The 22,569-nt window shown below is 66.4% G+C and carries 20 protein-coding genes; 2 read left to right on the top strand and 18 right to left on the bottom strand.

Going from position 1 to position 22,569, the window contains the following annotated elements; all coding sequences use genetic code 11:
* Positions 1 to 127: 127 nt before the first annotated feature.
* The gene (locus WS66_RS27020) at positions 128 to 607 is read left to right on the top strand and encodes a DUF721 domain-containing protein (RefSeq protein WP_059535175.1); all 480 of its coding nucleotides are present in this window, start codon (positions 128 to 130) and stop codon (positions 605 to 607) included.
* Positions 608 to 689: 82 nt separating this feature from the next.
* Here WS66_RS27020 and lpxC read toward each other — a convergent pair whose 3' ends face one another.
* The 18 genes from lpxC to coq7 all read right to left on the bottom strand — a co-directional run bounded on the left by lpxC (position 690) and on the right by coq7 (position 20,942).
* Positions 690 to 1,607, bottom strand: coding sequence for a UDP-3-O-acyl-N-acetylglucosamine deacetylase (lpxC, locus tag WS66_RS27025; RefSeq protein ID WP_059506998.1), 918 nt, complete (start codon positions 1,605 to 1,607; stop codon positions 690 to 692).
* 240 nt (positions 1,608 to 1,847) lie between these two features.
* On the bottom strand, positions 1,848 to 2,354 hold the full coding sequence (locus WS66_RS27030) for a peroxiredoxin (RefSeq protein WP_059608170.1): 507 nt from the start codon (positions 2,352 to 2,354) through the stop codon (positions 1,848 to 1,850).
* A 200-nt stretch (positions 2,355 to 2,554) separates the two neighbouring features.
* Positions 2,555 to 3,751: a cell division protein FtsZ gene (gene ftsZ / locus WS66_RS27035; protein WP_059608169.1), complete on the bottom strand. Its 1,197-nt coding sequence runs from the start codon at positions 3,749 to 3,751 to the stop codon at positions 2,555 to 2,557.
* Between the two features lie 192 nt (positions 3,752 to 3,943).
* Positions 3,944 to 5,176: a cell division protein FtsA gene (ftsA, locus tag WS66_RS27045; RefSeq protein ID WP_006752447.1), complete on the bottom strand. Its 1,233-nt coding sequence runs from the start codon at positions 5,174 to 5,176 to the stop codon at positions 3,944 to 3,946.
* Positions 5,177 to 5,202: 26 nt separating this feature from the next.
* Positions 5,203 to 5,955, bottom strand: coding sequence for a cell division protein FtsQ/DivIB (locus tag WS66_RS27050; RefSeq protein ID WP_057926855.1), 753 nt, complete (start codon positions 5,953 to 5,955; stop codon positions 5,203 to 5,205).
* Positions 5,956 to 5,974: 19 nt separating this feature from the next.
* Positions 5,975 to 6,916, bottom strand: a complete 942-nt coding sequence (locus WS66_RS27055) for a D-alanine--D-alanine ligase (protein ID WP_059608168.1) — start codon at positions 6,914 to 6,916, stop codon at positions 5,975 to 5,977.
* A 1-nt stretch (position 6,917) separates the two neighbouring features.
* Positions 6,918 to 8,315: a UDP-N-acetylmuramate--L-alanine ligase gene (gene murC / locus WS66_RS27060; protein ID WP_059608167.1), complete on the bottom strand. Its 1,398-nt coding sequence runs from the start codon at positions 8,313 to 8,315 to the stop codon at positions 6,918 to 6,920.
* Positions 8,312 to 9,415, bottom strand: a complete 1,104-nt coding sequence (gene murG / locus WS66_RS27065; protein ID WP_059608166.1) for an undecaprenyldiphospho-muramoylpentapeptide beta-N-acetylglucosaminyltransferase — start codon at positions 9,413 to 9,415, stop codon at positions 8,312 to 8,314. The genes murC and murG overlap by 4 nt, the downstream gene beginning before the upstream one ends.
* A complete protein-coding gene (gene ftsW / locus WS66_RS27070) occupies positions 9,412 to 10,695 on the bottom strand; it encodes a putative lipid II flippase FtsW (RefSeq protein ID WP_059608165.1) in 1,284 nt (427 codons plus the stop codon). Before ftsW ends, murG begins: the two co-directional genes overlap by 4 nt.
* Positions 10,692 to 12,200, bottom strand: coding sequence for a UDP-N-acetylmuramoyl-L-alanine--D-glutamate ligase (gene murD, locus WS66_RS27075; protein ID WP_059608337.1), 1,509 nt, complete (start codon positions 12,198 to 12,200; stop codon positions 10,692 to 10,694). The genes ftsW and murD overlap by 4 nt, the downstream gene beginning before the upstream one ends.
* Positions 12,201 to 12,228: 28 nt before the next feature.
* Positions 12,229 to 13,398: a phospho-N-acetylmuramoyl-pentapeptide-transferase gene (mraY, locus tag WS66_RS27080; RefSeq protein WP_059608164.1), complete on the bottom strand. Its 1,170-nt coding sequence runs from the start codon at positions 13,396 to 13,398 to the stop codon at positions 12,229 to 12,231.
* 16 nt (positions 13,399 to 13,414) lie between these two features.
* On the bottom strand, positions 13,415 to 14,821 hold the full coding sequence (locus WS66_RS27085; protein WP_059608163.1) for a UDP-N-acetylmuramoyl-tripeptide--D-alanyl-D-alanine ligase: 1,407 nt from the start codon (positions 14,819 to 14,821) through the stop codon (positions 13,415 to 13,417).
* A complete protein-coding gene (locus WS66_RS27090) occupies positions 14,818 to 16,356 on the bottom strand; it encodes a UDP-N-acetylmuramoyl-L-alanyl-D-glutamate--2,6-diaminopimelate ligase (RefSeq protein ID WP_059608162.1) in 1,539 nt (512 codons plus the stop codon). The genes WS66_RS27085 and WS66_RS27090 overlap by 4 nt, the downstream gene beginning before the upstream one ends.
* Positions 16,353 to 18,200 carry a peptidoglycan D,D-transpeptidase FtsI family protein gene (locus WS66_RS27095; RefSeq protein WP_059608161.1) on the bottom strand — a complete coding sequence of 616 codons (1,848 nt, stop codon included), beginning with the start codon at positions 18,198 to 18,200 and terminating at the stop codon, positions 16,353 to 16,355. Before WS66_RS27095 ends, WS66_RS27090 begins: the two co-directional genes overlap by 4 nt.
* Complete coding sequence (gene ftsL / locus WS66_RS27100; RefSeq protein WP_059608160.1) at positions 18,197 to 18,538, bottom strand: cell division protein FtsL; 342 nt, start codon at positions 18,536 to 18,538, stop codon at positions 18,197 to 18,199. The genes WS66_RS27095 and ftsL overlap by 4 nt, the downstream gene beginning before the upstream one ends.
* On the bottom strand, positions 18,535 to 19,476 hold the full coding sequence (gene rsmH / locus WS66_RS27105; RefSeq protein WP_059608159.1) for a 16S rRNA (cytosine(1402)-N(4))-methyltransferase RsmH: 942 nt from the start codon (positions 19,474 to 19,476) through the stop codon (positions 18,535 to 18,537). Before rsmH ends, ftsL begins: the two co-directional genes overlap by 4 nt.
* Positions 19,477 to 19,499: 23 nt before the next feature.
* Complete coding sequence (gene mraZ, locus WS66_RS27110) at positions 19,500 to 19,928, bottom strand: division/cell wall cluster transcriptional repressor MraZ (protein ID WP_006400450.1); 429 nt, start codon at positions 19,926 to 19,928, stop codon at positions 19,500 to 19,502.
* A 387-nt stretch (positions 19,929 to 20,315) separates the two neighbouring features.
* Entirely contained in the window at positions 20,316 to 20,942 is a 627-nt protein-coding gene (gene coq7 / locus WS66_RS27115) for a 2-polyprenyl-3-methyl-6-methoxy-1,4-benzoquinone monooxygenase (RefSeq protein ID WP_059608158.1), read from the bottom strand.
* 277 nt (positions 20,943 to 21,219) lie between these two features.
* On the opposite strand from coq7, the gene WS66_RS27120 reads away from it, so the two are divergent.
* Complete coding sequence (locus WS66_RS27120; RefSeq protein WP_059608157.1) at positions 21,220 to 22,377, top strand: porin; 1,158 nt, start codon at positions 21,220 to 21,222, stop codon at positions 22,375 to 22,377.
* Positions 22,378 to 22,569: the final 192 nt, after the last annotated feature.

The following is a 22,569-nucleotide window of genomic DNA, read 5'->3' on the forward strand; positions in this document are numbered from 1 at the left end:
GACTCACGCCGCACGCCAAACCCGCGCGGGCCACCGGCCGCGTGGCCCGAAAGCCGCCCGTGCGCGAGCCGGCGCGGGTACAATCGGCGTCAACGTCCGCGCCCGTGCGCGCCCGAAGAATGCCTCGATGAACCGATTTTCCAAGCGTTTCGGCCCGCTCGCCGCGTATCGCCCGCAACCCGTGTCCGAAGTGCTCAACCGCACCGACGCGTTCGCGGCGCTGCGCGCCGGCGTCGAACAAGTCGCGTCGCTGCAGCGCGACCTCGCCGCGCTCCTGCCCGACTATCTTGCGAATCACGTCGAACCGGGCTCCATCAAGGACGGCACCCTGACCCTCTTTGCCGCGCACAATGCGCTCGCCGCCCGGCTGCGGCAGGTCGAGCCGCGCCTGCTCGCCGATCTCCAGAAGCGCGGCTGGCCGGTCTCGGCGCTACGCGTGCGCGTGCGTCCGAAGGACGCGCCGGAACCACCGCACGTGAAGCAGGCGCGTATGACGACCGTCGGCGCCACCGCGTTGCGCGACCTGGCCGATCACCTCGAGCCGTCGCCGCTGCAGGCTGCACTCGCGCGGATGGCCGCGCGCCACGGTGCGAAGTCTTCGCGCTGAACCCGCGCCGACCGCGCAGGCGGCCGCCCAACGAAAAAGCGACCCGAAGGTCGCTTTTTTTATCGCGGGTGCCGAACGCCGATCAGGCGAAGGCCGTCTGCGTGTCGAACGCGAAGCCGCTCGGCGCGGCTTGCGGATCGTCGAACGTGACGATCTCGTATGCGTCCTCGTGCGCGAGCAGTTCGCGCAGCAGCGCGTTGTTCAGCCCGTGACCCGACTTGTATGCGGTGTACGACGCCAGCAGCGGATGGCCGACCACGTACAGGTCGCCGATCGCGTCGAGCATCTTGTGCTTCACGAACTCGTCGTCGTAGCGCAGCCCGTCGTTGTTCAGGATCCGGTATTCGTCGAGCACGATCGCGTTGTCCATGCTGCCGCCGCGTGCGAGACCCAGCTCGCGCATCATTTCGACTTCATGGGCAAAACCGAACGTGCGCGCACGCGCGATCTCGCGTACGTACGACGTGTTCGCGAAGTCGACCTCGAGTTCCTGGCCCGTCTTGTCGACGGCCGGGTGACGGAAGTCGATCGTGAACTTCAGCTTGAACCCGAAATACGGATCGAGACGCGCGAACTTGTCGCCGTCACGGATTTCGACCGGCTTCTTCACCTTGATGAAGCGCTTCGGCGCGTTCTGCTCCTCGATGCCCGCGGACTGGATCAGGAACACGAAGGACGCGGCGCTGCCGTCCATGATCGGGATTTCCTCTGCCGTCACGTCGACATAGAGGTTGTCGATGCCGAGGCCGGCACACGCCGACATCAGGTGCTCGACGGTCGACACGCGCGCACCATCCTTCTGCAGCACCGACGCGAGCCGCGTGTCGCCGATCGACATCGCGGATGCCGGGATGTCGACAGGCGTGGGCAGGTCGACGCGCGAGAAAACGATCCCCGTGCCCGGCGCGGCCGGGCGAAGCGTCAGTTCGACCTTGCGGCCCGAGTGGAGACCGATGCCCACGGTCTTCACGATCGATTTGATGGTGCGCTGCTTCAGCATGATGTTCTTCATCTTGATTGAGATTATCAATCAGGAGTTATATTCGATAGGTGGGATTATAGCGTAATTCCCTATTCAACGCTGTTTGAAACTGCGTATCAATCTGTTTCGACTGTTTACCCGCGCCGATACGGGACGGGCCGATGCCCGGAACGGAGGCGTTTCCGGTCATCGGCCCGTGTTACAACTGCCCTGAGGCCGGTGCGCAGCGTTGCCCGCAGGCAACGGCGCACCGCACGATCAGGACATCAACGTCGCGAGCACGCTCGCCGCATCGCTCACTTCAAACTTGCCCGGCGCTTCGACGGCCAGCGTCTTGACCACACCGTCGTCGACCACCATCGCGTAGCGCAGGGAACGGATTCCCATGCCACGCGCGGACAAATCCTGCGTCAGCCCCAGCGCATGAGTGAAAGCAGCACTGCCGTCCGCCATCATGCGCACCTTGCCCGCGGTGTGCAGATCACGTCCCCATGCGCCCATCACGAATGCGTCGTTGACGGACACGCACCAGAGCTCGTCGATGCCCGCCGAGCGCAGTTGCTCGGCGTGCTCGACATAGCCCGGCACATGCTGCGCCGAACAGGTCGGCGTGAACGCGCCCGGCAATCCGAAGATCACCACCCGCTTTCCCGCCACCTGATCGCGCACGCTGAAGGCATTCGGCCCCAGCGTGCAGCCTTCGCGCGCGTCGTCGACGAATTCGAACAGTTGCGCGTCGGGCAGCGCGTCGCCCACTTGAATCATGGCTGGTCCCTCATAGCGATACGGTTTTTCGGCGTATTGCGGACAGCACGTCCCATCCCGCTCCGCTCATGCGAAGAGGGCACGTTTCCCGGCCCGGCGTCGCATCCGACGCGGCCTGTCGTGGTCCGTGGCATCCGTCACGCCGGCGTTACCGCGGCAATCTCATCGATTGCGCCGCGGCTTCGCCTGTGTGTGCGTCGTCAGTCAGCCTGCTTGCGCAGGAAAGCCGGGATGTCGTACGTGTCGACACCCTTCTCCTGCAGCGCCTGCACGTGCGATGCCGCGGTTTCGCGCGAGTTGCGCCATACCGCCGGCGTATCGAGCGCGCCGTAGTCGGCCGTGCTGACGTGTTGCGGCTGCGCATAGCCGTGCGAGATCGCGCTGACCGGCTGGTTGTCGGTACCCGTGCGCAGCAGCGTCATCGGAGCCGATTGCTGCTTCTTCGCCGCACGGCCCAGACCCGTCGCCACGACCGTCACGCGCAGCGCATCGCCCATTGCGTCGTCGTACACCGCACCGAAGATCACCGTGGCGTCTTCCGCCGCGTAGCTCTTGATCGTGTTCATCACTTCGCGCGTTTCCGACAGGCGCAGCGAACGGCTCGACGTGATGTTGACCAGCACGCCGCGCGCGCCCGACAGATCGACGCCTTCGAGCAGCGGGCTCGCCACGGCCTGCTCCGCGGCGAGGCGTGCGCGATCGACGCCGGCGACCGTCGCCGTGCCCATCATCGCCTTGCCCTGCTCGCCCATCACCGTCTTCACGTCTTCGAAGTCGACGTTCACGAGGCCATCGACATTGATGATTTCAGCGATGCCTGCGACCGCGTTGTTCAACACGTCGTCCGCGCACTGGAAGCACTTGTCCATCTCGGCGTCATCGCCCATCACGTCGAACAGCTTGTCGTTCAGGACGACGATCAGCGAGTCGACGTGATCCTCCAGTTGCTGCGAGCCTGCTTCGGCGACGCGCATGCGCTTGCCGCCTTCGAATTCGAACGGCTTGCTGACGACACCCACCGTCAGGATGCCCATCTCCTTCGCGATCTGCGCGACCACCGGCGCCGCGCCCGTGCCCGTACCGCCACCCATGCCGGCCGTGATAAACACCATGTGCGCGCCACGCAGCGCGTCGGCGATGCGCTCACGCGCCTCTTCCGCCGCCGCCTTGCCCATTTCCGGCTTCGCGCCGGCGCCGAGACCGGTGTTGCCGAGCTGGATCACGGACGGTGCGCGCGCGCGCGACAGCGCCTGTGCGTCGGTGTTCATCACGATGAAGTCGACGCCCTGCACGCCACGGTTGATCATGTGCTGAACGGCATTGCCGCCAGCGCCGCCAACGCCGACCACCTTGATGATGGTGCCGTTGGTTTCGGTTTCCAGCATTTCGAATTCCATTGTTGCCTCCGTCAAGAGAATAAAACTACTCGGCCGTTATTCGGCAGGAGATCGGGCAACCCCCTGTCGCGCGCCAGCCGCCGGCACCGGCGCGAATTTCGATTCGGTTCGTCCCCAAGAAAACGCCGGGCCACCCCGGGTTTTCCTGGCCCCCTCGGGGGGCAGGCTCGGCATGCCGAGCCGTGGGTGTACTCAAAAATTGCTCAGGAACCATTCCTTCATCCGCGAGAAGATCTGCCCCGCGTTGCCGGACTGCACGGCGACCTTGCGACCGCGCATGCGCTGTGCGCTGCCTTCGACGAGCAGGCCCATCGCCGTCGAGTAGCGCGGATTGCGCACCACGTCGGCGAGGCCGCCTGCGTATTCCGGCGCGCCGATGCGCACCGGTTTCAGGAAAATGTCTTCGCCGAGCTCGACCATGCCCGGCATCATCGAAGCCCCGCCGGTAATGACCACGCCGGAGCTCAGCAGTTCTTCATAACCCGACTCGCGCACGACCTGCTGCACGAGCGAGAACAGTTCCTCGACACGCGGCTCGATCACGGCCGCGAGCGCCTGGCGCGACAGCGTGCGCGGGCCGCGTTCGCCGAGGCCCGGCACTTCGACCATCTCGTCCGGATCGGCGAGCGCCTGCTTCGCGATCCCGTAGCCGACCTTGATGTCTTCCGCGTCCGGCGTCGGCGTGCGCAGCGCCATCGCGATGTCGCTCGTGATCTGGTCGCCGGCGATCGGAATCACCGCGGTATGGCGGATCGCGCCTTCGGCGAAGATCGCGATGTCGGTCGTGCCGCCGCCGATGTCGACCAGCACCACGCCGAGATCCTTCTCGTCTTCCGTCAGCACGGCCAGCGACGACGCGAGCGGCTGCAGGATCAGGTCGTTCACTTCCAGCCCGCAGCGGCGCACGCACTTGACGATGTTCTGCGCGGCACTGACCGCGCCCGTCACGATGTGCACCTTCACCTCGAGGCGGATGCCGCTCATCCCGATCGGCTCGCGCACGTCTTCCTGCCCGTCGATGATGAATTCCTGCGTGAGGATGTGCAGCACCTGCTGGTCGGTCGGGATGTTGATCGCCTTCGCGGTCTCGATCACGCGCGCGACGTCGGTCTGCGTGACTTCCTTGTCCTTGATCGCGACCATCCCGCTCGAGTTGAAGCTGCGGATGTGGCTGCCGGCAATCCCCGTGAACACGTTGGTGATCTTGCAATCGGCCATCAGCTCGGCTTCCTCGAGCGCGCGCTGGATCGACTGCACGGTGGCCTCGATATTGACCACCACGCCCTTCTTCAGACCCTTCGATTCGCTCTGGCCGAGGCCGATCACCTCGTAATGGCCTTCGCCCTTCAGCTCGGCGACGATGGCCACCACCTTCGACGTGCCGATGTCGAGGGAAACCAGCAGATCCTTGTAGTCTTTGCTCATAAAGTGCTCTTGCGTGTGATCTCTCGTTACTTCTTGCGCTTGTCGGTATCGGTCAGGAACCGCATGCCTGCCGCACGAATCGCGAATCCGTTCGGATAACGCAGGTCCGCATACTCGATGTCGTTGCCCCAACGCTCCGTGACGGCCGGCCACGCGGCGACGAGGCGCTGGCTCCGGTCATGCAGGGTCTCGCTGGTGCGCTCCTTGCCCAGTTCGACCTGCATGCCGTTCGACAGCTTCACCGTCCACGCGTAGCGCGCCGACAGCGTCACTTCTTCCGGCGCCGCCTTCAGCGGCGCAAACCAGTTCGTGAAGTCGCGATACCGCGTGACGACCTCCTTCGCACTACCCTCCGGGCCGTCGAACGCCGGCAGTTCCTGATCCAGTTCGCCCTGGTTCGCGGTGAACAGCTCGCCGTCGACGCTCACGAGCTGCGCGCTGCCCCAGGTCCCGAGCGGTTTGTACTCCTCGAGCGTGACAGCCAGCGCATTCGGCCACACCCGGCGCACGCTCGCGTGGCGCACCCACGGCATCTGCTCGAACGCGGCGCGCGCCGTATCGAGATCGACCGTGAAGAAATTCCCCTTCAGCCGGCCGACCACGCCCGCACGCACCGTCGGCGTGTTGATGTGCTCGGTGTCGCCGTCGATCCGGATTTCGCGCAGCGCGAACGTCGGACGCTGGATCAGCCAGTAGCAGCCGGCCGCCGCCAACACGAGCAGCAACAGCGCGTACAGCGCGCTGGCGGCAAGGTTGAGTTGGCGAACGTTGTTCCACATACGTCGTTCCGTTCCTGCGTCAGTCGTTGAGCGTAAGCGACAGCACCTTCACGACCAGCTCCGAATAGCTGATGCCGATCGACCGCGCGGCCTTCGGCGGCAGCGAGTGGTCGGTCATCCCGGGGGCCGTGTTCACTTCCAGGAAATACGCGTTGCCAGCGGCATCGAGCATGAAGTCCGCCCGCCCCCAGTCGGTGCAGCCGAGCACGTCGAATGCGCGGCGCGCGATGCGCTTCAGTTCCGCTTCCTGTTCCGCCGGCAGCCCGCACGGAATCAGGTACTGCGTATCGTCGGCGACATACTTCGCGTGGTAGTCGTAGAACTCGCCGGCCGGCACGATCTTGATCAGCGGCAAGTCGAGATCGCCGGCGATGCACGCGGTGTATTCGCCGCCGCCTTCGATGCTCTTCTCGACGATCACGATCTTGTCGTGCGCCGCGGCTTCCGACAGTGCGGCGGGCAACGCGTCGGCCGTCTTCACCTTCAGCACCGCGACGCTCGAGCCTTCGCTCGCCGGCTTCACGAACAGCGGCAGGCCGAGCTTCGCGACGATGTCCGCCGCACGGGCCGCGTAATCGTCGCCGCGCATCACCGTCTCGAACGGCGGCGTCGGCACGCCCGTCTGTTGCCACACGAGCTTCGTGCGGAACTTGTCGAGGCCGAGCGCCGAGCCGAGCACGCCGCTGCCCGTGTAGCGGATACCGTAGAAATCGAGCGCGCCCTGGATCTGGCCGTTCTCGCCGTAGCCACCATGCAGCGCGTTGAACGCGCGCACGAAGCCTTCATCCTTCAGCGCCGACAGCGGCCGCTCGGCCGGATCGAACGGATGCGCGTCGACGCCCGCGTCACGCAGGCCCTGCAGCACGAGACGGCCCGAGGTAAGCGACACCTCGCGCTCGGCGGATTCGCCACCGAACAACACCGCCACCTTGCCGAAACGTTTCGGATCGATCCCGCTCATGTCATGCCTTCTGTTGTGTGTGTTGCACGAGCTTCGCCGGCACGCCGCCGATCGAACCCGCGCCCATCGTGATCACCACGTCGCCGTTCTGCGCGACCCTGGCCAGTGCGTCCGGCACGTCGTCGACCGTCGCGACGAACACCGGGTCAACCTTGCCCACCGCGCGCAGCGCACGCGACAGCGCGTCGCCGTTGGCCGTCGCGATCGCCGCTTCGCCCGCGGCATAGACTTCCGTCAGCACCAGCGCGTCGACCGTCGACAGCACATTGACGAAGTCGTCGAAACAGTCGCGCGTGCGCGTGTAGCGGTGCGGCTGGAACGCCAGCACGAGGCGGCGGCCCGGGAACGCGCCGCGCGCGGCCGCGATCGTCGCGGCCATCTCGACGGGGTGGTGGCCGTAGTCGTCGATCAGCGTGTAATGGCCGCCGTCCGCGCTCGGCACCTCGCCGTAGCGCTGGAAGCGTCGGCCGACGCCGTTGAATTCCTCCAGCGCCAGCTGGATCGCGTCGTCCGCCACGCCGAGATCGGTCGCGATCGCGATCGCCGCGAGCGCGTTCTGCACGTTGTGCAGGCCCGGCATGTTCAGCACCACCGCGAGCGGCGCGCGCCCTTCGCGAATCACCGTGAAATGCATGCGGCCGTCGCGCGCATCGATGTCTTCCGCGCGCACCTGCGCGTCCGGCGACAGCCCGTAGCGCACGACCGGCTTCGAGATGAACGGGATGATCTGCCGCACGTTCGGATCGTCGACGCACACCACCGCGCTGCCGTAGAACGGCAGGCGCTGCGTGAATTCGATGAACGCCTGCTTGAGCCGCGCGAAATCGTGGCCGTAGGTGTCCATGTGATCGGCGTCGATGTTCGTGATGACTTCGATCACCGGATACAGGTTCAGGAACGACGCGTCCGACTCGTCGGCCTCGGCGACGATGAAGTCGCCCGTGCCGAGCCGCGCGTTCGCGCCGGCGCTGATCAGTCGGCCGCCGATCACGAAAGTCGGGTCCAGCCCGCCGGCCGCGAGCACGCTCGCGACGAGGCTCGTCGTCGTGGTCTTGCCGTGCGTGCCGGCGATCGCGATCCCCTGCTTCAGGCGCATCAGCTCCGCGAGCATCACCGCGCGCTGCACGATCGGCACGCCCTGGTGGCGCGCGGCCAGCACTTCGGGGTTGTCCGAGCGCACGGCCGTCGACACGACGACCGCGTTCGCGCCCTCGATGTTCGCCGCGTCGTGCCCGATCGCGATCCGCGCGCCGAGCGCCGCGAGACGGTCGGTCACCGCGTTGCGCGACAGGTCGGAGCCGCTGACCTCGTAGCCGAGGTTGACGAGCACTTCGGCGATGCCGCTCATGCCCGCGCCGCCGATCCCGACGAAATGAATGTGTTTGACGATGTGTTTCATTGCAGTTGTTCCAGGTTCGCGCCGGCCACCTTCGCGCAGACGCGCGCGACTTCGTCGGTGGCCTCGGGCTTCGCCAGCGAGCGCGAACGCTCCGCCATGTCCGCGAGCGACGCCCGCGACTGGCCGCGCAGCCAGTCGGCAAGCAGTTCCGCCGACAGGTCGCGTTGTTGCACCAGCACCGCCGCGCCCGCATCGGCGAGGAACGCGGCATTGGTCGTCTGGTGGTCGTCGACCGCGTACGGGAACGGCACGAACAGCGCCGCCACGCCCACCGCCGCGATTTCCGATACCGTCATCGCGCCGGAGCGGCAGATCACGAGATCCGCCGCCGCGTACGCGGTCGCCATGTCGTCGATGAACGGCACGAGCCGCACGTCGTCGCCGCCGGCGAATCCGGCCGCTTCGTAATTCGCCTTCAGCGCCTCGATGTGCTTCGCGCCGGCCTGGTGCACGATGCGCGGGCGCTCGCCCGGCGCCAGCAGCGCCAGCGCGCGCGGCACGACTTCGTTCAGTGCGGCTGCGCCGAGACTGCCGCCGACGACCAGCACGTTCAGCGGACCGCTGCGCGACGCATAGCGTGCTTTGGGCGTTTCCGTGCGCGCAAGTTCCGCGCGAATCGGGTTGCCGGTCCATTCCGCGTGCGGCAGTGCGCCGGGGAACGCGACGAGCACGCGTTTCGCGAATTTCGCGAGCACCTTGTTCGCGAGACCGGCGATCGAATTCTGTTCGTGCAGCACGAGCGGGCGGCCCGACAGCGCGGTCATCACGCCCGCCGGGAACGTGATGTAGCCGCCCATCCCGAGCACGACGTCCGGCCGCACGCGGCGCAGCGCGCCGAGACTCTGCCAGCATGCGCGCAGCAGGTTGAACGGCAGCGTCAGCTTGGTCTTCAGGCCCTTGCCGCGCAGTCCGCCGAAGCGCACGTATTCCATCGGGATGCCGTGCTTCGGCACGAGCGTCGCCTCCATCCCGGCCGGATTGCCGAGCCATACGACGCGCCAGCCCGCCGCTTCCATCCGGTGCGCGACGGCGAGCCCCGGGAACACGTGGCCCCCGGTGCCGCCTGCCATCACCATCAGCGTGCGTCGCGACGCGGTCATACCTTCCCTCCCCGCATCAGTACGCGATTTTCATAGTCGACCCGCAACAGCACCGCAAGCGCGACACAATTCAGCAGGATGCCCGAGCCGCCGTAGCTCACGAGCGGCAGCGTCAGGCCCTTGGTCGGCAGCAGGCCGAGGTTCACGCCCATGTTGATGAACGTCTGCGCGCCGAACCAGATGCCGATGCCCTTCGCCATCAGGCCCGCGAACGTGCGGTCGAGCGCGAGCGCCTGACGGCCGATCTCGAACGCGCGGCGCACGATCCAGTAGAACAGCAGGATCACGACCAGCACGCCAACGAAGCCGAGTTCCTCGCCGATCACCGCGAGGATGAAGTCGGTATGCGCTTCGGGCAGGTAGTTCAGCTTCTCGACGCTGCCGCCGAGGCCGACGCCGAACCACTCGCCGCGGCCGAACGCGATCAGCGAGTGCGTGAGCTGGTACGCCTTGCCCTGCGCATAGCGCTCGTCCCACGGATCGAGGTAGGCGAAGATCCGCTCGCGACGCCACGGCGACAGCCATACGAGCATCGTGAAGGTACCGACCGCCGTCGCGACCAGGCCGCCGAACAGCTTGCCGTTCACGCCGCCGAGAAACAGCACGCCCATCGCGATCGCGGCGACCACCATGAACGCGCCCATGTCCGGCTCGAGCAGCAGCAGCGCGCCGACGAGACCGACCGCGAACGCCATCGGCAGGAAGCCCTTCGCGAAGCTCTGCATGTACTCCTGCTTGCGCACCGTGTAGTTCGCCGCGTAGATCGTCACCGCGAGCTTCATGATTTCCGATGGCTGCATGTTCGTGATGCCGAGCGGAATCCAGCGGCGCGCACCGTTCACACCCTTGCCTACGTGCGGGATCAGCACGATCACGAGGCTGACCAGTGCGATCAGGAAGAGATGCGGCGCGTATTTGTCCCAGGTCGACACGGGCACGCGGAACACGATCACCGCCGCGATGAACGCGACGACGAGCGACACGCAGTGGCGCATCAGGAACGCGTAGTCGTGATACGACGCGTATTTCGGCGAATCGGGCATCGCGATCGACGCCGAATACACCATCACGACGCCGAGCCCGAGCAGCGCGATCGCGACCCACAGCAGCGAGTAGTCGAAGTCGAGCATGCGCGAGCGGCTCGGCCGAACGCCGTTCACGACGCTCGCGAGGCCGCCGGTCGCGGCGCGCGTGGCCGACGCGACGCGGCCGCCGGCGGCATTGCCGCCGGCGTCGCGCCGGTCGTTGAAACGGGACACGAGGCGATCGGACCAGCTCATGGCGTCGCTCCTTTGTCGATGGCGATTTCATCCACCGCCGCGCGGAACACGTCCGCGCGATGGGCGTAGTTCCTGAACATGTCGAGGCTCGCGCACGCGGGCGACAGCAGCACCGCATCGCCCGACTCGGCGAGATCGGCGGCGGCACGCACCGCGCCTTCGAGCGTCGCGTGGTCGGCGAGCGGCACGCCGGTTTCGGCGAGCGTGTCGCGAATCGCCGGCGCGTCGCGGCCGATCAGCATCACGGCACGGCACCAGCGCGCGACCGGCGCAACCAGCGGCGCGAAATCCTGGCCCTTGCCGTCGCCACCGGCGATCAGCACGATCTTCTGCGCGAGCCCGTCGAGCGCGGCCACCGTCGCGCCGACGTTCGTTCCCTTGCTGTCGTCGACGTAGTCCACGTCGTCGATCGTCGCGATCACTTCGACGCGATGCGCCTCGCCGCGATACTCGCGCAGCGCGTGCAGCAGCGGCGCGGCCGGGAGGTCGATCGCGCGTGCAAGCGCGAACGCGGCCAGCGCGTTCGCCGCGTTGTGCAGCCCGCGGATGCGCAGCGCGTCAGCCGGCATCAGGCGCTTCTGCGAGATGTCGGGCGTATGCGCGGCGTCGCGCTTGCGGCGACGGCTCGTCGTCTCGTCCGGCGCGTCGCGGTCGACCGCTTCGACCAGCCACGCAATGCCGTTGTCGCGCGACAGGCCGTAGTCGCCGTCCTGCGTCGGTTCGTTCAGGCCGAACGTGACCGTGCGCGCCGCATCAGCCGCGCCGGGGGCCGGCGCGAACTTCATCACGGCCGCATCGTCGCGATTGAGCACGCGCGTGGTCGTCGCGCCGAAGATCCGGCCCTTCGCGGCCGCATAGGCGTCGAAGCTGCCGTGCCAGTCGAGGTGATCCTGCGTGATGTTGAGGATCGCGGCCGCATCCGGCGCGAACGTGCGGGCCGTCTCGAGCTGGAAGCTCGACAGTTCGAGCACCCAGACGTCGGGCAGCGCCGTATCGTCGATCGCGCCCGCGAGCCGGTCGAGCATCGCCGGGCTGATGTTGCCGGCGACGGCGACCTTCTTGCCCGAACGCTGGCACAGCAGGCCCGTGAGGCTCGTCGTCGTGGTCTTGCCGTTGGTGCCGGTGATCGCGAGCACCTTCGGCTGATAGCCGCTCGTGCCGAGCGCGCGCAGCGCCTGCGCGAAGAATTCGAGTTCGCCCCACACCGCGATCGCGCGCTCGTTCGCGGCCGCGATCAGCGCCGCCAGTGCCGGTTCGAGCGGCGACAGGCCGGGGCTCAGCCCGACGATCTCGACGCCGCCGTCGAGCAGCGCGGGCGTGAACGGCCCGCCGACGAACTCCGCATCGATGCCTTCGGCCTGCAGCGCGGCAAGGTTCGGCGGCGCCTCGCGGGTATCGGCAATACGCAGCCGGCACCCGTGCCTCGCGCACCATCGCGCGATCGCGAGACCCGATTCCCCGAGCCCCAGTACGAGCACCATCGGCCGCTGCCGATCTCCAAACATCTCGCCAGACATCCTTGTTACCTTTCCGTTACCGCAGCTTGAGGGTGGACAGACCGAACAGGCACAGCATCAGCGTGATGATCCAGAAACGCACCACCACCTGCGTTTCCTTCCAGCCGGACAATTCGAAATGGTGATGCAACGGTGCCATCTTCAGCAGGCGCCGCCCTTCGCCGTAACGCTTCTTCGTGTACTTGAACCACGACACCTGCAGAATCACCGACAGTGTTTCCGCGACGAAGATGCCACCCATGATGAACAGCACGATTTCCTGGCGCACGATCACCGCGACCGTGCCGAGCGCGCCACCGAGCGCCAGCGCGCCGACGTCGCCCATGAACACCTGCGCGGGGTGCGTGTTGTACCAGAGGAACGCGAGCCCTGCCCCGCCCATCGCGGAACAGAAGATCAGCAATTCACCGGCGCCCGGGATGTGCGGGAACAGCAGATATTTCGAATAGACCGAGCTGCCCATCACGTACGCGAACACACCGAGCGACGCGCCGACTAGGACGACCGGCATGATCACGAGACCGTCGAGGCCGTCGGTCAGGTTCACCGCATTGCTCGCGCCGACGATCACGAAGTAGGTCAGCACGATGAAGCCCCACACGCCCAGCGGGTAGCTGATCGACTTCAGGAACGGCAGCATCAGGTCGGCGCGCGCCGGCAGCCCCATCGACAGGCCGCTCCTCACCCATGCCATGAACAGGTCGAACACGCGCACGTTGTTCGCTTCGGACACGCTGAAGGCGAGGTAGACGGCTGCGAACAGCCCGATCACCGACTGCCAGAAATACTTCTCGCGCGACGACATCCCGCGCGGGTCCTTGTGGACGACCTTGCGGTAATCGTCGACCCAGCCGATCACGCCGAAACCGAACGTGACGAGCATCACGATCCAGATGAAACGGTTCGTCAGGTCGCCCCACAGCAGCGTCGCGACAGCGATGCCGATCAGGATCAGCACGCCGCCCATCGTCGGCGTGCCGGACTTGACCAGGTGCGTCTGCGGGCCGTCCTTGCGCACGGCCTGACCAACCTTCATTTGCGTCAGCTTGCGGATCACCCACGGTCCGCACACGAGCCCGATCCCCAGCGCGGTGATGGTGGCCATCACCGCACGGAACGTGAGGTACGTGAACAAGCGCAAAAAGCTTGCGTCTCCTTGCAGCCATTGCGCCAGCGCCAGCAGCATGCTTCCTTCCTTCTACTCAGTGTGCAGCGGGCACCGTGCCCGCCGCGGGTTGTTTCGTCAGCGCGTCGACCACGCGCTCCATCTTCATGTACCGCGAGCCCTTCACGAGCACCGTCGCCTGCGCGCCGTAGCCCGCAGCGAGAAGTGCCGTCACCAGCGCGCCGACGTCATCGAAATGGCGGGCCGTGTCGCCGTACGCGGTACATGCATCGCGCGACGCATCGCCGAGTGCGAACAGCGCATCGATGCCGCGCTCGCGCGCATACGCGCCGACCTCCCGGTGAAATGCCGGGCCTTCGTCGCCCACCTCGCCCATGTCGCCAATCACCAGCACGCGCAGCTCCGGTTGCGCGGCCAGCACGTCGATCGCCGCGCGCATCGAATCGGGGTTCGCGTTGTAGGTGTCGTCGACGACCGTCGCGCCCGCGAGGCTGCCGACGACCGCTCGCCGGACCTGCAAGCGGCCCTTGACCGGCTCGAACGATTCGAGCCCCTGCTTGATCGCGGCCAGCTCGATACCGGCCGCGAGTGCCGCGGCCGTTGCCGCCAATGCGTTGCGTGCGTTGTGCTCGCCGAGCGCGCGCAGCCGCACCGTCACCGGGCCGGACGGCGTGTCGATCGCAAGCTCGCCGCCGTGCAAACGGCCCGCGACCTGCGCTTCGACCTGTCGTTCGGCGTCGTGCAGCGCGAAATCGAGAATCCGGTTGCCGGTCGCCGCGACACGCCAGATACCGGCGTACGCATCGTCGGCCGGAAACACCGCGACGCCGTCCGGCGTCAGCGCGTGGATCACGGCCGCGTGTTCGAGCGCGACCGCCTCGACCGTCGCCATGAATTCCTGGTGTTCGCGCTGCGCATTGTTGACGAGCGCAACGGTCGGCGCCGCGAGGCGCGCGAGAACTTCGGTCTCGCCCGGGTGATTCATCCCGAGCTCGATCACCGCGACGCGATGTGCGCCCGACAGGCGCAGCAGCGTCAGCGGCACGCCGATGTCGTTGTTCAGGTTGCCGGCCGTCGCCAGCCGCGCGTCGGTGCCGACTGCAGCCGCGAAGATCGACGCGATCATTTCCTTGACGGTCGTCTTGCCGTTGCTGCCCGTCACCGCGACGAGCGGCACCGCGAAGCGCTTGCGCCAGCCGTGCGCGAGTGCGCCGAGCGCGGCACGCGTTTCACCGCCCTCGATGACCGGCATCGCGAGGCCCGCCGGCGCGTGCGCGACGAGCGCCGCGGCTGCGCCGCGCGCGGAGACGTCGCCGAGGAAGTCGTGCGCGTCGAAGCGCTCGCCCTTCAACGCGACGAACAGGTCGCCCGGACCGACCGTGCGGCTGTCCGTCGACACGCGCTCGAACGTGGTATCCGAATCGCCGCGGACGGTGGCGCCGGGAATCAGGCGCGCGGCTTCGCCGAGACTGAGCATCGTCATTCGCCGCCTCCCTTGCCGTGCGTCGCGCGTGCCGCAAGCGCGAGCCGCGCGTGATCCTGATCGGAGAACGTGCGCTTCTTGCCCATGATTTCCTGCGTCGCCTCGTGCCCCTTGCCGGCCAGCACGACGACATCCTCGCGGGCCGCGCCGCGCACGGCCTGCAGGATCGCGCTCGCGCGATCCTCGATGCGGCGAGCGCGATCGGGCGCGGTCATCCCCGCGATGACCTGATCGATGATGCGCTGCGGATCCTCGCTGCGCGGATTGTCGCTCGTGACGACGACTTCGTCGGCGAGCCGCTCGGCGATCGCGCCCATCAGCGGGCGCTTCGTCGCATCCCGATCGCCGCCGCAGCCGAACATGCAGACGAGCCGCCCACCGCGCGCCGCCGCGATCGGGCGCAACGCGTCGAGCGTCTTGTCGAGCGCATCGGGCGTATGCGCGTAGTCGATCACGACCAGCGGTTCGTCGTTCTGCAGCCGGCCGCCAAGGCGCTGCATGCGCCCGTTGACGGACTCGAGCCGCGCAATCTCCGCGACGGCCGCGTCGAACGGCACGTCGGCCGCAAGCAGCGAGCCGAGCACCGCGAGCAGGTTGCTGACGTTGAACGTGCCGAGCGTGCCGACCTCGACGTCCGCGTCGCCCCACGACGAGCGCAGACGGAAGGCCGTGCCCGTCGTGGTCGCGCGCACGTCGAGCGCGACCAGTTCGCGATCGGCGTCGGCCGCCTGCGCGTCGCCGATCCCGTATGCGATCGTGCGCACGCGGCCGGCCAGCTTGTCGAGCAGGCGGCGACCGGCTTCGTCGTCGCGATTGACGACCGCTGCGCGCAGACCGCGCCACGCGAACAGCTTCGACTTCGCGGCTTCGTACGCGTCGAACGTGACGTGATAGTCGAGGTGATCCTGCGTGAGGTTCGTGAAGACGGCGATGTCGAATGCCGTGCCGTTCACGCGCCCCTGATGCAATGCGTGCGACGAGACTTCCATCGCGACGGCTTTCGCGCCCGCGTCGTGCAGTTGCGCGAGGCTCCGCTGCAGCTGCGGCGCGTCCGGCGTCGTGAAGCCGGTCGGCACCAGTTGCCCCGGCATGCCGCTGCCGAGCGTGCCGATCAGCGCGCACGGCTGGTGCAGCGCCGTCAGCGCGGCCGCGATCCATTGGGTGCAGGACGTCTTGCCGTTGGTGCCGGTCACGCCGATGGCGAGCAGGCTGTCGCTCGGGTCGCCGTACCAGCCGCTGGCGATCTCGCCGGCCAGCTGGTCGAGCGCCGGCACCGCGAGTGCGACGGGTACGGCCGGTGCGGCTTCGAGACCTTCCGGCTGATACAGCACGGCGGCCGCGCCGCGCGCGACGGCATCGGAAATGAAGGCGCGATTGTCCGCCCCGTCGACCGCATAGCCGAGGAACACGTCGCCAGCCTGCAGACTGCGCGTGTCGGCATGCAATTGCGCCGCGGGGGCCACATGCTGGCGCAGCCACGCAAGCGCGGCCGCGATCTGCTGATGCGCCGGATGGGAACTGCGAGCGGCGCTCATCGAACAACTCCTGGTGAATTACGTGTCGTGCTGGATACGATCATATGCTTCGCACCGCCGCCCGCGGCGAGCTTTTGCGGGCCCGTCGCGGCGGGCGCGCCGGGCGCGTCGTCGGACACGACGAGCTGCTTGATCGGCATGTTCGGCGGCACGTTCAGCGCGCGCATCGTATCGCCTGCGATCGCCGAGAATACAGGGCCGGACACCTGGCCGCCGAAGTGGCTGCCGGCGGTCGGTTCGTCGACCGACACGGCGACGACGATGCGCGGGTTCGGCATCGGCGCCATGCCGACGAACGACGCGCGGTACTTGCGCGTGTAGCCGTGGCCTTCGTGCTTGTAAGCGGTACCGCTCTTGCCGCCTACGCGATAACCCGGCACGGCCGCATCGGGCGACGTGCCGCCCGGCGCCACCACCGTTTCGAGCATCGCACGCACCTCGCGCGCGGTGGTCGGGTTGAACACCTGCGTACCCACGACCGGCTGGTTGGGGTCGGTCTTGAAAATGGTCACGGGCATCAGCTCGCCGTCATGCGCGATCGCCGTGTATGCGCGCGCGAGCTGGAACAGCGACACCGACAGGCCGTAGCCGTACGACATCGTCGCCTGCTCGATGCGACGCCAGCTCTTCCACGGACGCAGGCGGCCGGCCACGGCGCCCGGGAACCCGACCTTCGGCGCCTGGCCGAGGCCGATGCTCGTATACATATTCCACATTTCCTCGGGCCGCATCGTCATCGCGATCTTCGTCGCGCCGATGTTGCTCGACTTCTGGATGACGCCGCCGACCGTCAGCGTGCCGAAACCCGCGTCGTCGGTGATCGGTGCGCCGTCGAGCACGAAATGCCCGTTGCCCGTCTCGACGAGCGTGTTCGGCGTCACGCGGTGCAGGTCGAGCGCGAGCGACACCGTAAACGGCTTCATGATCGACCCCGGCTCGAACACGTCGGTCATGATCCGGTTGCGCAACTGCTCGCCCGTCAAGCGCGAGCGGTCGTTCGGGTTGTACGTCGGGTAGTTGACGAGCGCCAGCACCTCGCCGGTGCGCACGTCGACGACCATCGCAGCGCCGGCCTTCGCCTTGAACTTCTCGACGGCGGCCTTCAGGTTCGCATACGCGATGTACTGGATCTTGCTGTCGATCGACAGGTCGACGTCCGTCCCGTTGTGCGGCGGAATCTGTTCGGCAACGTCCTCGACGATGTGCCCCATCCGGTCCTTGATCACGCGGCGCACGCCGGACGTGCCGGACAGCAATTTCTGGTCGCCGAGTTCGACGCCCTCCTGCCCTTCGTCCTCGACATTCGTGAAGCCGATCAGGTGAGCGGTAATCTCGCCTTCCGGATAGAAGCGCTTGTATTCGTTGCGCTGATAGATACCGGGAATGTCGAGCGCGGCGACCTTGTCCGCGACGTCGATCGGCACCTGGCGCTTTACGTAGACGAAACCTTTATCTTCCGACAGCTTCACGCGCAGTTCCTTCGGCGTCATGCCGAGGAGCTTGCCGAGCTGGTTGACCTTGCCGGCGTCGAGATCGTCCGGCACGGCGTCCGGAATTGCCCAGATCGCGCGCACGGGCAGACTCGTCGCGAGCACGAGCCCGTTACGGTCGAGGATCTTGCCGCGCGTTGCCGGCAGCTCGATCGTGCGCTGGTAGCGGCTCTCGCCCTGCTTCTGGTAGAACGCGTTGCCGGGCCCCTGGATCCAGAACGCCCGCGCAGCGAGCGCGACGAACGCCATGAACAGCAGGAACACGACGAGTTTCGAGCGCCACATCGGCAGGTGCACGCCGAGCACGGGGCTCGACGAGAACTTCACGTCCTGGCGCTTTTGCGACGGCTTCATCGCGCGCCTCCGCTGCCCTTGCTGGCCGTATCGGCCGACGCGGGAATCGGCGCGTCGATCGCCTTCGCGGCGCCCGGCGGCAGCGTCAGGTACTGGGTGCGGCCCGTCGTGATCGGCTGCATCTTCAGCGAATCGTTCGCGAGCTGCTCGATGCGGGACGTCTTGGACAGCGCGCTCTGCTGATATTGAAGCTGCGCGTAGTCCTGCTGGAGCTGACGCTCCTGCGACTGCGCGCGCTGCAGCTGGATGAAGATCTGGCGCTGCTGGTTCGTCGAGTTGACGACCGACAGTGCACAGCCCATCACGATGATCAGCAGGAAGATGTTGAAGCGGCTCATGGCGTGACGCGCTCCGCGATGCGCATCACGGCCGACCGGGCGCGCGGATTCGCGGCGACTTCCGCCTCGCTCGGGAATTGACGGCTGATGATCTTGAGCGGCGGGCTCGGGAGGTCGACGGCACGGATCGGCAGGCGACGATCGACGGCAGGCGCACTCGCGTGCGCCTGCATGAATCGCTTGACGATCCGGTCCTCGAGTGAATGAAAGCTGATGACCACCAGCCGCCCCCCTTGCTCCAGCAAAGACAATGCCGCGTCTAGTACGACTTGCAGGTCCGCAAGCTCTTGATTGACGTGAATCCGTATAGCCTGAAAGGTGCGGGTTGCCGGATCCTTGCCCTTCTCACGGGTTTTGACGACGTTACCCACGATTTGGGCAAGCTCGCCCGTGGTGTCGAGAGGCCCAAGACGGTCGGACTCTGCCCGGCGAGCAACAAGCGCCTTTGCAATCTGAAAAGCAAACCGTTCTTCCCCATAATCCCGTATCACCTCCGTCAATTCCTGCACCGAAGCGCGCGCGAGCCATTCGGCCGCCGACTCGCCGCGCGTCGGATCCATTCGCATGTCCAGCGGGCCATCCGCGCGAAAGCTGAAGCCGCGCGCCGGATCGTCCACCTGCGGCGAGGACACGCCCAGGTCCAGCAACACACCCGACACCTTCTCGACACCGCGCGCCGCAAGCGCGTCGCGCATCGATGCAAAGCTGTCATGTACGATCGAGAAGCGCCCATCCTCGATGCGCTGCGCCGTCTCGATCGCCCTCGGATCCTTGTCGAACGCGATCAGCCGGCCGGCCGGCGCCAGCCGCGCGAGCACCGCGCGGCTATGACCGCCGCGCCCGAACGTGCCGTCGACATAAATGCCGTCCGGCCGCGTCACGAGCGAATCGACCGCTTCGTCCAACAGTACGGTCCGATGCTGCAATTCGTTTCCCATCGCGGGCGTCTCCGTCACCGCAATCAGAACGTGAAGTTCTTCAGCGCGTCGGGCATGCCCTGCGCCATCGCTGCCTGCTCCTTCGCGATGTAGGTCTGCGAATCCCACAGCTCGAAGTGACTACCCATTCCCAACAACATGACTTCCTTTTCCAGTCCGGCCGCCATCCGCAGCTCGGGCGATACGAGAATCCGGCCTGCGCTGTCGAGATCGACATCCATCGCATTGCCGAGAAAAATTCGCCGCCACCAATGAGCGTCCATCGGCAGCGCGGCGATCTTGGCGCGGAACACTTCCCATTCGGGGCGCGGAAACAGCAACAGGCAGCCGTCCGGGTGCTTGGTAACAGTCACCCGTCCTTCTGCCTGTCCTTGCAGCGCTTCGCGATAGCGAGCCGGCACCGACATCCGCCCTTTCGCATCGAGCGTCAGCGCCGACGCCCCTTGGAACACTTTCCGCTCTCCCGTTCAGGGCACCGAAGCACCCGCTCAATGCTCAAGAATTTAGCCGGAATAGCCCGCCAAATCACACAAAAATACACTTTCTCACACTGTCTCCCACTTTAGTGGAAGGGTTTGGCACGGTCAAGGGAGCGGCCCGGTTTTTTGACGAATTTTGTTAGTTAGAACAAGGACTTACGCGCGCATGCTCATGCGGCCCTTCATGCTAAAAATCGTTATAAATGAATGAGCTAGTGCAACTTGTGAAGGTGATACGTGAGAAAGGCGGGCCAGACTGGCGTGCGGACGGGGCTTTCGGGGGCGGGAAAACGCGGAAAAAACGGGCGGTATCGGGAACGGCGGACCAAGGCGGCGTCGCGCGCCGCCCCGGCCCGAATGTCAGAGATAGTATGCAGTGCTCGTCATGACTTTCGATGCGGCGCGCATCAGCATCCGCGCGGGCAGCGGCAGCTCGATCCCGCCGGCATCGGTCGCGGCCTTGCCGTGCTTCACCTCGTCGAGCCGCATCTGCTCGACGATCGCACGCGACGCCGTGTCGGTCGCCGGCAGCTCGGACAGGTGCCCGTCGAGATGGCTCTCGACCTGGCGCTCCGTCTCCGCCATGAAGCCGAGGCTGACCTTGTCGCCCAGCGTTCCGGCGACGACGCCGATCGCGAGCGCGCCAGCGTACCACAGCGGGTTGAGCAGGCTCGGACGCGAATCGAGTTCCTTCAGCCGATGCGCGGTCCACGCGAGATGATCCTCCTCCTCGCGCGCGGCTTCCTCGAACATCGCCTTCGACGACGACGAGCGCGCGGTCAGCTTCTGCGCCTGATAAAGCGCCTGCGCGCAGACCTCGCCGACGTGGTTCACGCGCATCAGCCCGGCGGCATGCGTACGCTCCGCGGGCGTCAGTTCGCCGGCCGGCGGCTCCGCCGGCGCAGGCACCGGGCGGCTCATCCGGCTAATGCCGGTCAGCGATCGCAGGCCGCGATCGAATTCGCTGATCAGTTCATCCAACACCATCCTGTTCTCCTGGCTGCGTGTGCTGCCGCGGACGGCAAAGGCACGTGCTCCGCTGCTTAACCGACTTGATTATTCAGCGGAAATTGCGGTTAACCCGTGATTTTAACCATTGTTGCATAAAGGAAACATGGCAGCCTTGCGCCAAGGCATTTCGCTTTGTCGGAAAAATCGGCTTTGCTACATTACGTGCGACTTCTTGCGAAGTTGATGGGGCCCGTCAACACAACATAACTATCCGCCCCGCCAAAAAAATTCAGTGATTCTTGGAGATCCGTTAATGAAAAAGTCGCTTCTCGCGCTCGTCGCGCTGGGCGCGTTTGCTGGCGCAGCCCATGCGCAAAGCAGCGTGACACTCTACGGCATCATCGATGAAGGCTTCATCTTCAACAACAATGCAAAGGGCGGCCACCTGTATGGTCTGTCGAGCGGCGTGATGCAAGGCAGCCGCTTCGGCCTGCGCGGCACCGAAGATCTGGGCGGCGGCCTGAAGGCGATCTTCGTGCTCGAAAACGGTTTCGACGTCAACTCCGGCAAGCTCGGCCAGGGCGGCCTGATGTTCGGCCGCCAGGCTTACGTCGGCCTGTCGAGCCAGTACGGTAAGGTCACGCTGGGTCGCCAGTACGACTCCGTCGTCGACTTCGTCGGCCCGCTCGAGGCAGGCGACCAGTGGGGCGGCTACATCGCTGCTCACCCGGGCGACCTCGACAACTTCAACAACGCGTACCGTGTGAACAACGCGGTCAAGTACACGAGCCCGACCTACGGCGGCTTCTCGTTCGGTGGCATGTACAGCTTCGGCGGTCAGGCCGGCCAGTTCTCGAAGAACCAGGTCTGGTCGCTCGGCGCCGGTTACAACAACGGCCCGCTGGTGTTGGGCGTCGGCTACTTGAACGCACGCACGCCGGCGAACTACGGCGGCATGTTCAACACCGGCGCGTCGGCTGCGGCGACGGCCGTGTCGTCGCCGGTCTACGGCGCATATGCGAACAGCGCGAACACGTACCAGGTCATCGGTGCGGGCGGTGCGTACACGTTCGGCGCAGCGACGATCGGCGCGACGTACTCGAACACGAAGTTCAAGGGCTTCTCGGTCGGTCCGTTCGTGAACCAGACCGCGACGTTCAACAACGGCGAAATCAACTTCAAGTATCAGCTGACCCCGGCGCTGATCGTCGGCGCGGCGTATGACTACACGCAAGGCAGCAAGATCGATGGCAACTCGGCAGCCAAGTACCACCAAGGCTCGCTGGGCGTCGACTACTTCCTGTCCAAGCGCACGGACGTCTACGTGATCGGTGTGTACCAGCATGCGTCGGGCAACACGCTCGATTCGGCAGGCAACGTCGTTCAGGCACATGCGTCGATCAACGGTCTCGACCCGTCGAGCACCAGCAACCAGGTCGCAGCGCGCGTCGGCATCCGTCACAAGTTCTAATCAGCTTGTCTGACAAGCCGCAGCATATTGAAGGCGCCTTCGGGCGCCTTTTTCTTTTGCGGCTGCGAAGCGGTGAGCGGCGAACAGGACGATCGCCGGACGGCCCGTTCACGGCGGCGAACCGGCCCATACGGCTCATCGACGGGAATGCCACCGCTGCCGGCGGGCAGCATGCGTCGTGGTATCGCGCCA

The organism is Burkholderia sp. LA-2-3-30-S1-D2, from assembly GCF_001523915.2.
GTDB classification, from domain to species: Bacteria; Pseudomonadota; Gammaproteobacteria; order Burkholderiales; family Burkholderiaceae; genus Burkholderia; species Burkholderia diffusa.

Bases quoted from the DNA above. Each gene is read 5' to 3' on its own strand.
- ftsZ (WP_059608169.1), bottom strand. From the start codon at position 3,751: ATGGAATTCGAAATGCTGGAAACCGAAACCAACGGCACCATCATCAAG.
- ftsW (WP_059608165.1), bottom strand. From the start codon at position 10,695: ATGAGCTGGTCCGATCGCCTCGTGTCCCGTTTCAACGACCGGCGCGAC.
- WS66_RS27030 (WP_059608170.1), bottom strand. From the start codon at position 2,354: ATGATTCAAGTGGGCGACGCGCTGCCCGACGCGCAACTGTTCGAATTC.
- WS66_RS27120 (WP_059608157.1), top strand. From the start codon at position 21,220: ATGAAAAAGTCGCTTCTCGCGCTCGTCGCGCTGGGCGCGTTTGCTGGC.
- murG (WP_059608166.1), bottom strand. From the start codon at position 9,415: ATGACCGCGTCGCGACGCACGCTGATGGTGATGGCAGGCGGCACCGGG.
- murD (WP_059608337.1), bottom strand. From the start codon at position 12,200: ATGTTTGGAGATCGGCAGCGGCCGATGGTGCTCGTACTGGGGCTCGGG.
- rsmH (WP_059608159.1), bottom strand. From the start codon at position 19,476: ATGGGAAACGAATTGCAGCATCGGACCGTACTGTTGGACGAAGCGGTC.
- lpxC (WP_059506998.1), bottom strand. From the start codon at position 1,607: ATGCTGAAGCAGCGCACCATCAAATCGATCGTGAAGACCGTGGGCATC.
- ftsA (WP_006752447.1), bottom strand. From the start codon at position 5,176: ATGAGCAAAGACTACAAGGATCTGCTGGTTTCCCTCGACATCGGCACG.
- coq7 (WP_059608158.1), bottom strand. From the start codon at position 20,942: ATGGTGTTGGATGAACTGATCAGCGAATTCGATCGCGGCCTGCGATCG.
- WS66_RS27055 (WP_059608168.1), bottom strand. From the start codon at position 6,916: ATGAGCGGGATCGATCCGAAACGTTTCGGCAAGGTGGCGGTGTTGTTC.
- WS66_RS27095 (WP_059608161.1), bottom strand. From the start codon at position 18,200: ATGAAGCCGTCGCAAAAGCGCCAGGACGTGAAGTTCTCGTCGAGCCCC.
- WS66_RS27090 (WP_059608162.1), bottom strand. From the start codon at position 16,356: ATGAGCGCCGCTCGCAGTTCCCATCCGGCGCATCAGCAGATCGCGGCC.
- murC (WP_059608167.1), bottom strand. From the start codon at position 8,315: ATGAAACACATCGTCAAACACATTCATTTCGTCGGGATCGGCGGCGCG.
- WS66_RS27050 (WP_057926855.1), bottom strand. From the start codon at position 5,955: ATGTGGAACAACGTTCGCCAACTCAACCTTGCCGCCAGCGCGCTGTAC.
- WS66_RS27085 (WP_059608163.1), bottom strand. From the start codon at position 14,821: ATGACGATGCTCAGTCTCGGCGAAGCCGCGCGCCTGATTCCCGGCGCC.
- mraY (WP_059608164.1), bottom strand. From the start codon at position 13,398: ATGCTGCTGGCGCTGGCGCAATGGCTGCAAGGAGACGCAAGCTTTTTG.
- ftsL (WP_059608160.1), bottom strand. From the start codon at position 18,538: ATGAGCCGCTTCAACATCTTCCTGCTGATCATCGTGATGGGCTGTGCA.
- WS66_RS27020 (WP_059535175.1), top strand. From the start codon at position 128: ATGAACCGATTTTCCAAGCGTTTCGGCCCGCTCGCCGCGTATCGCCCG.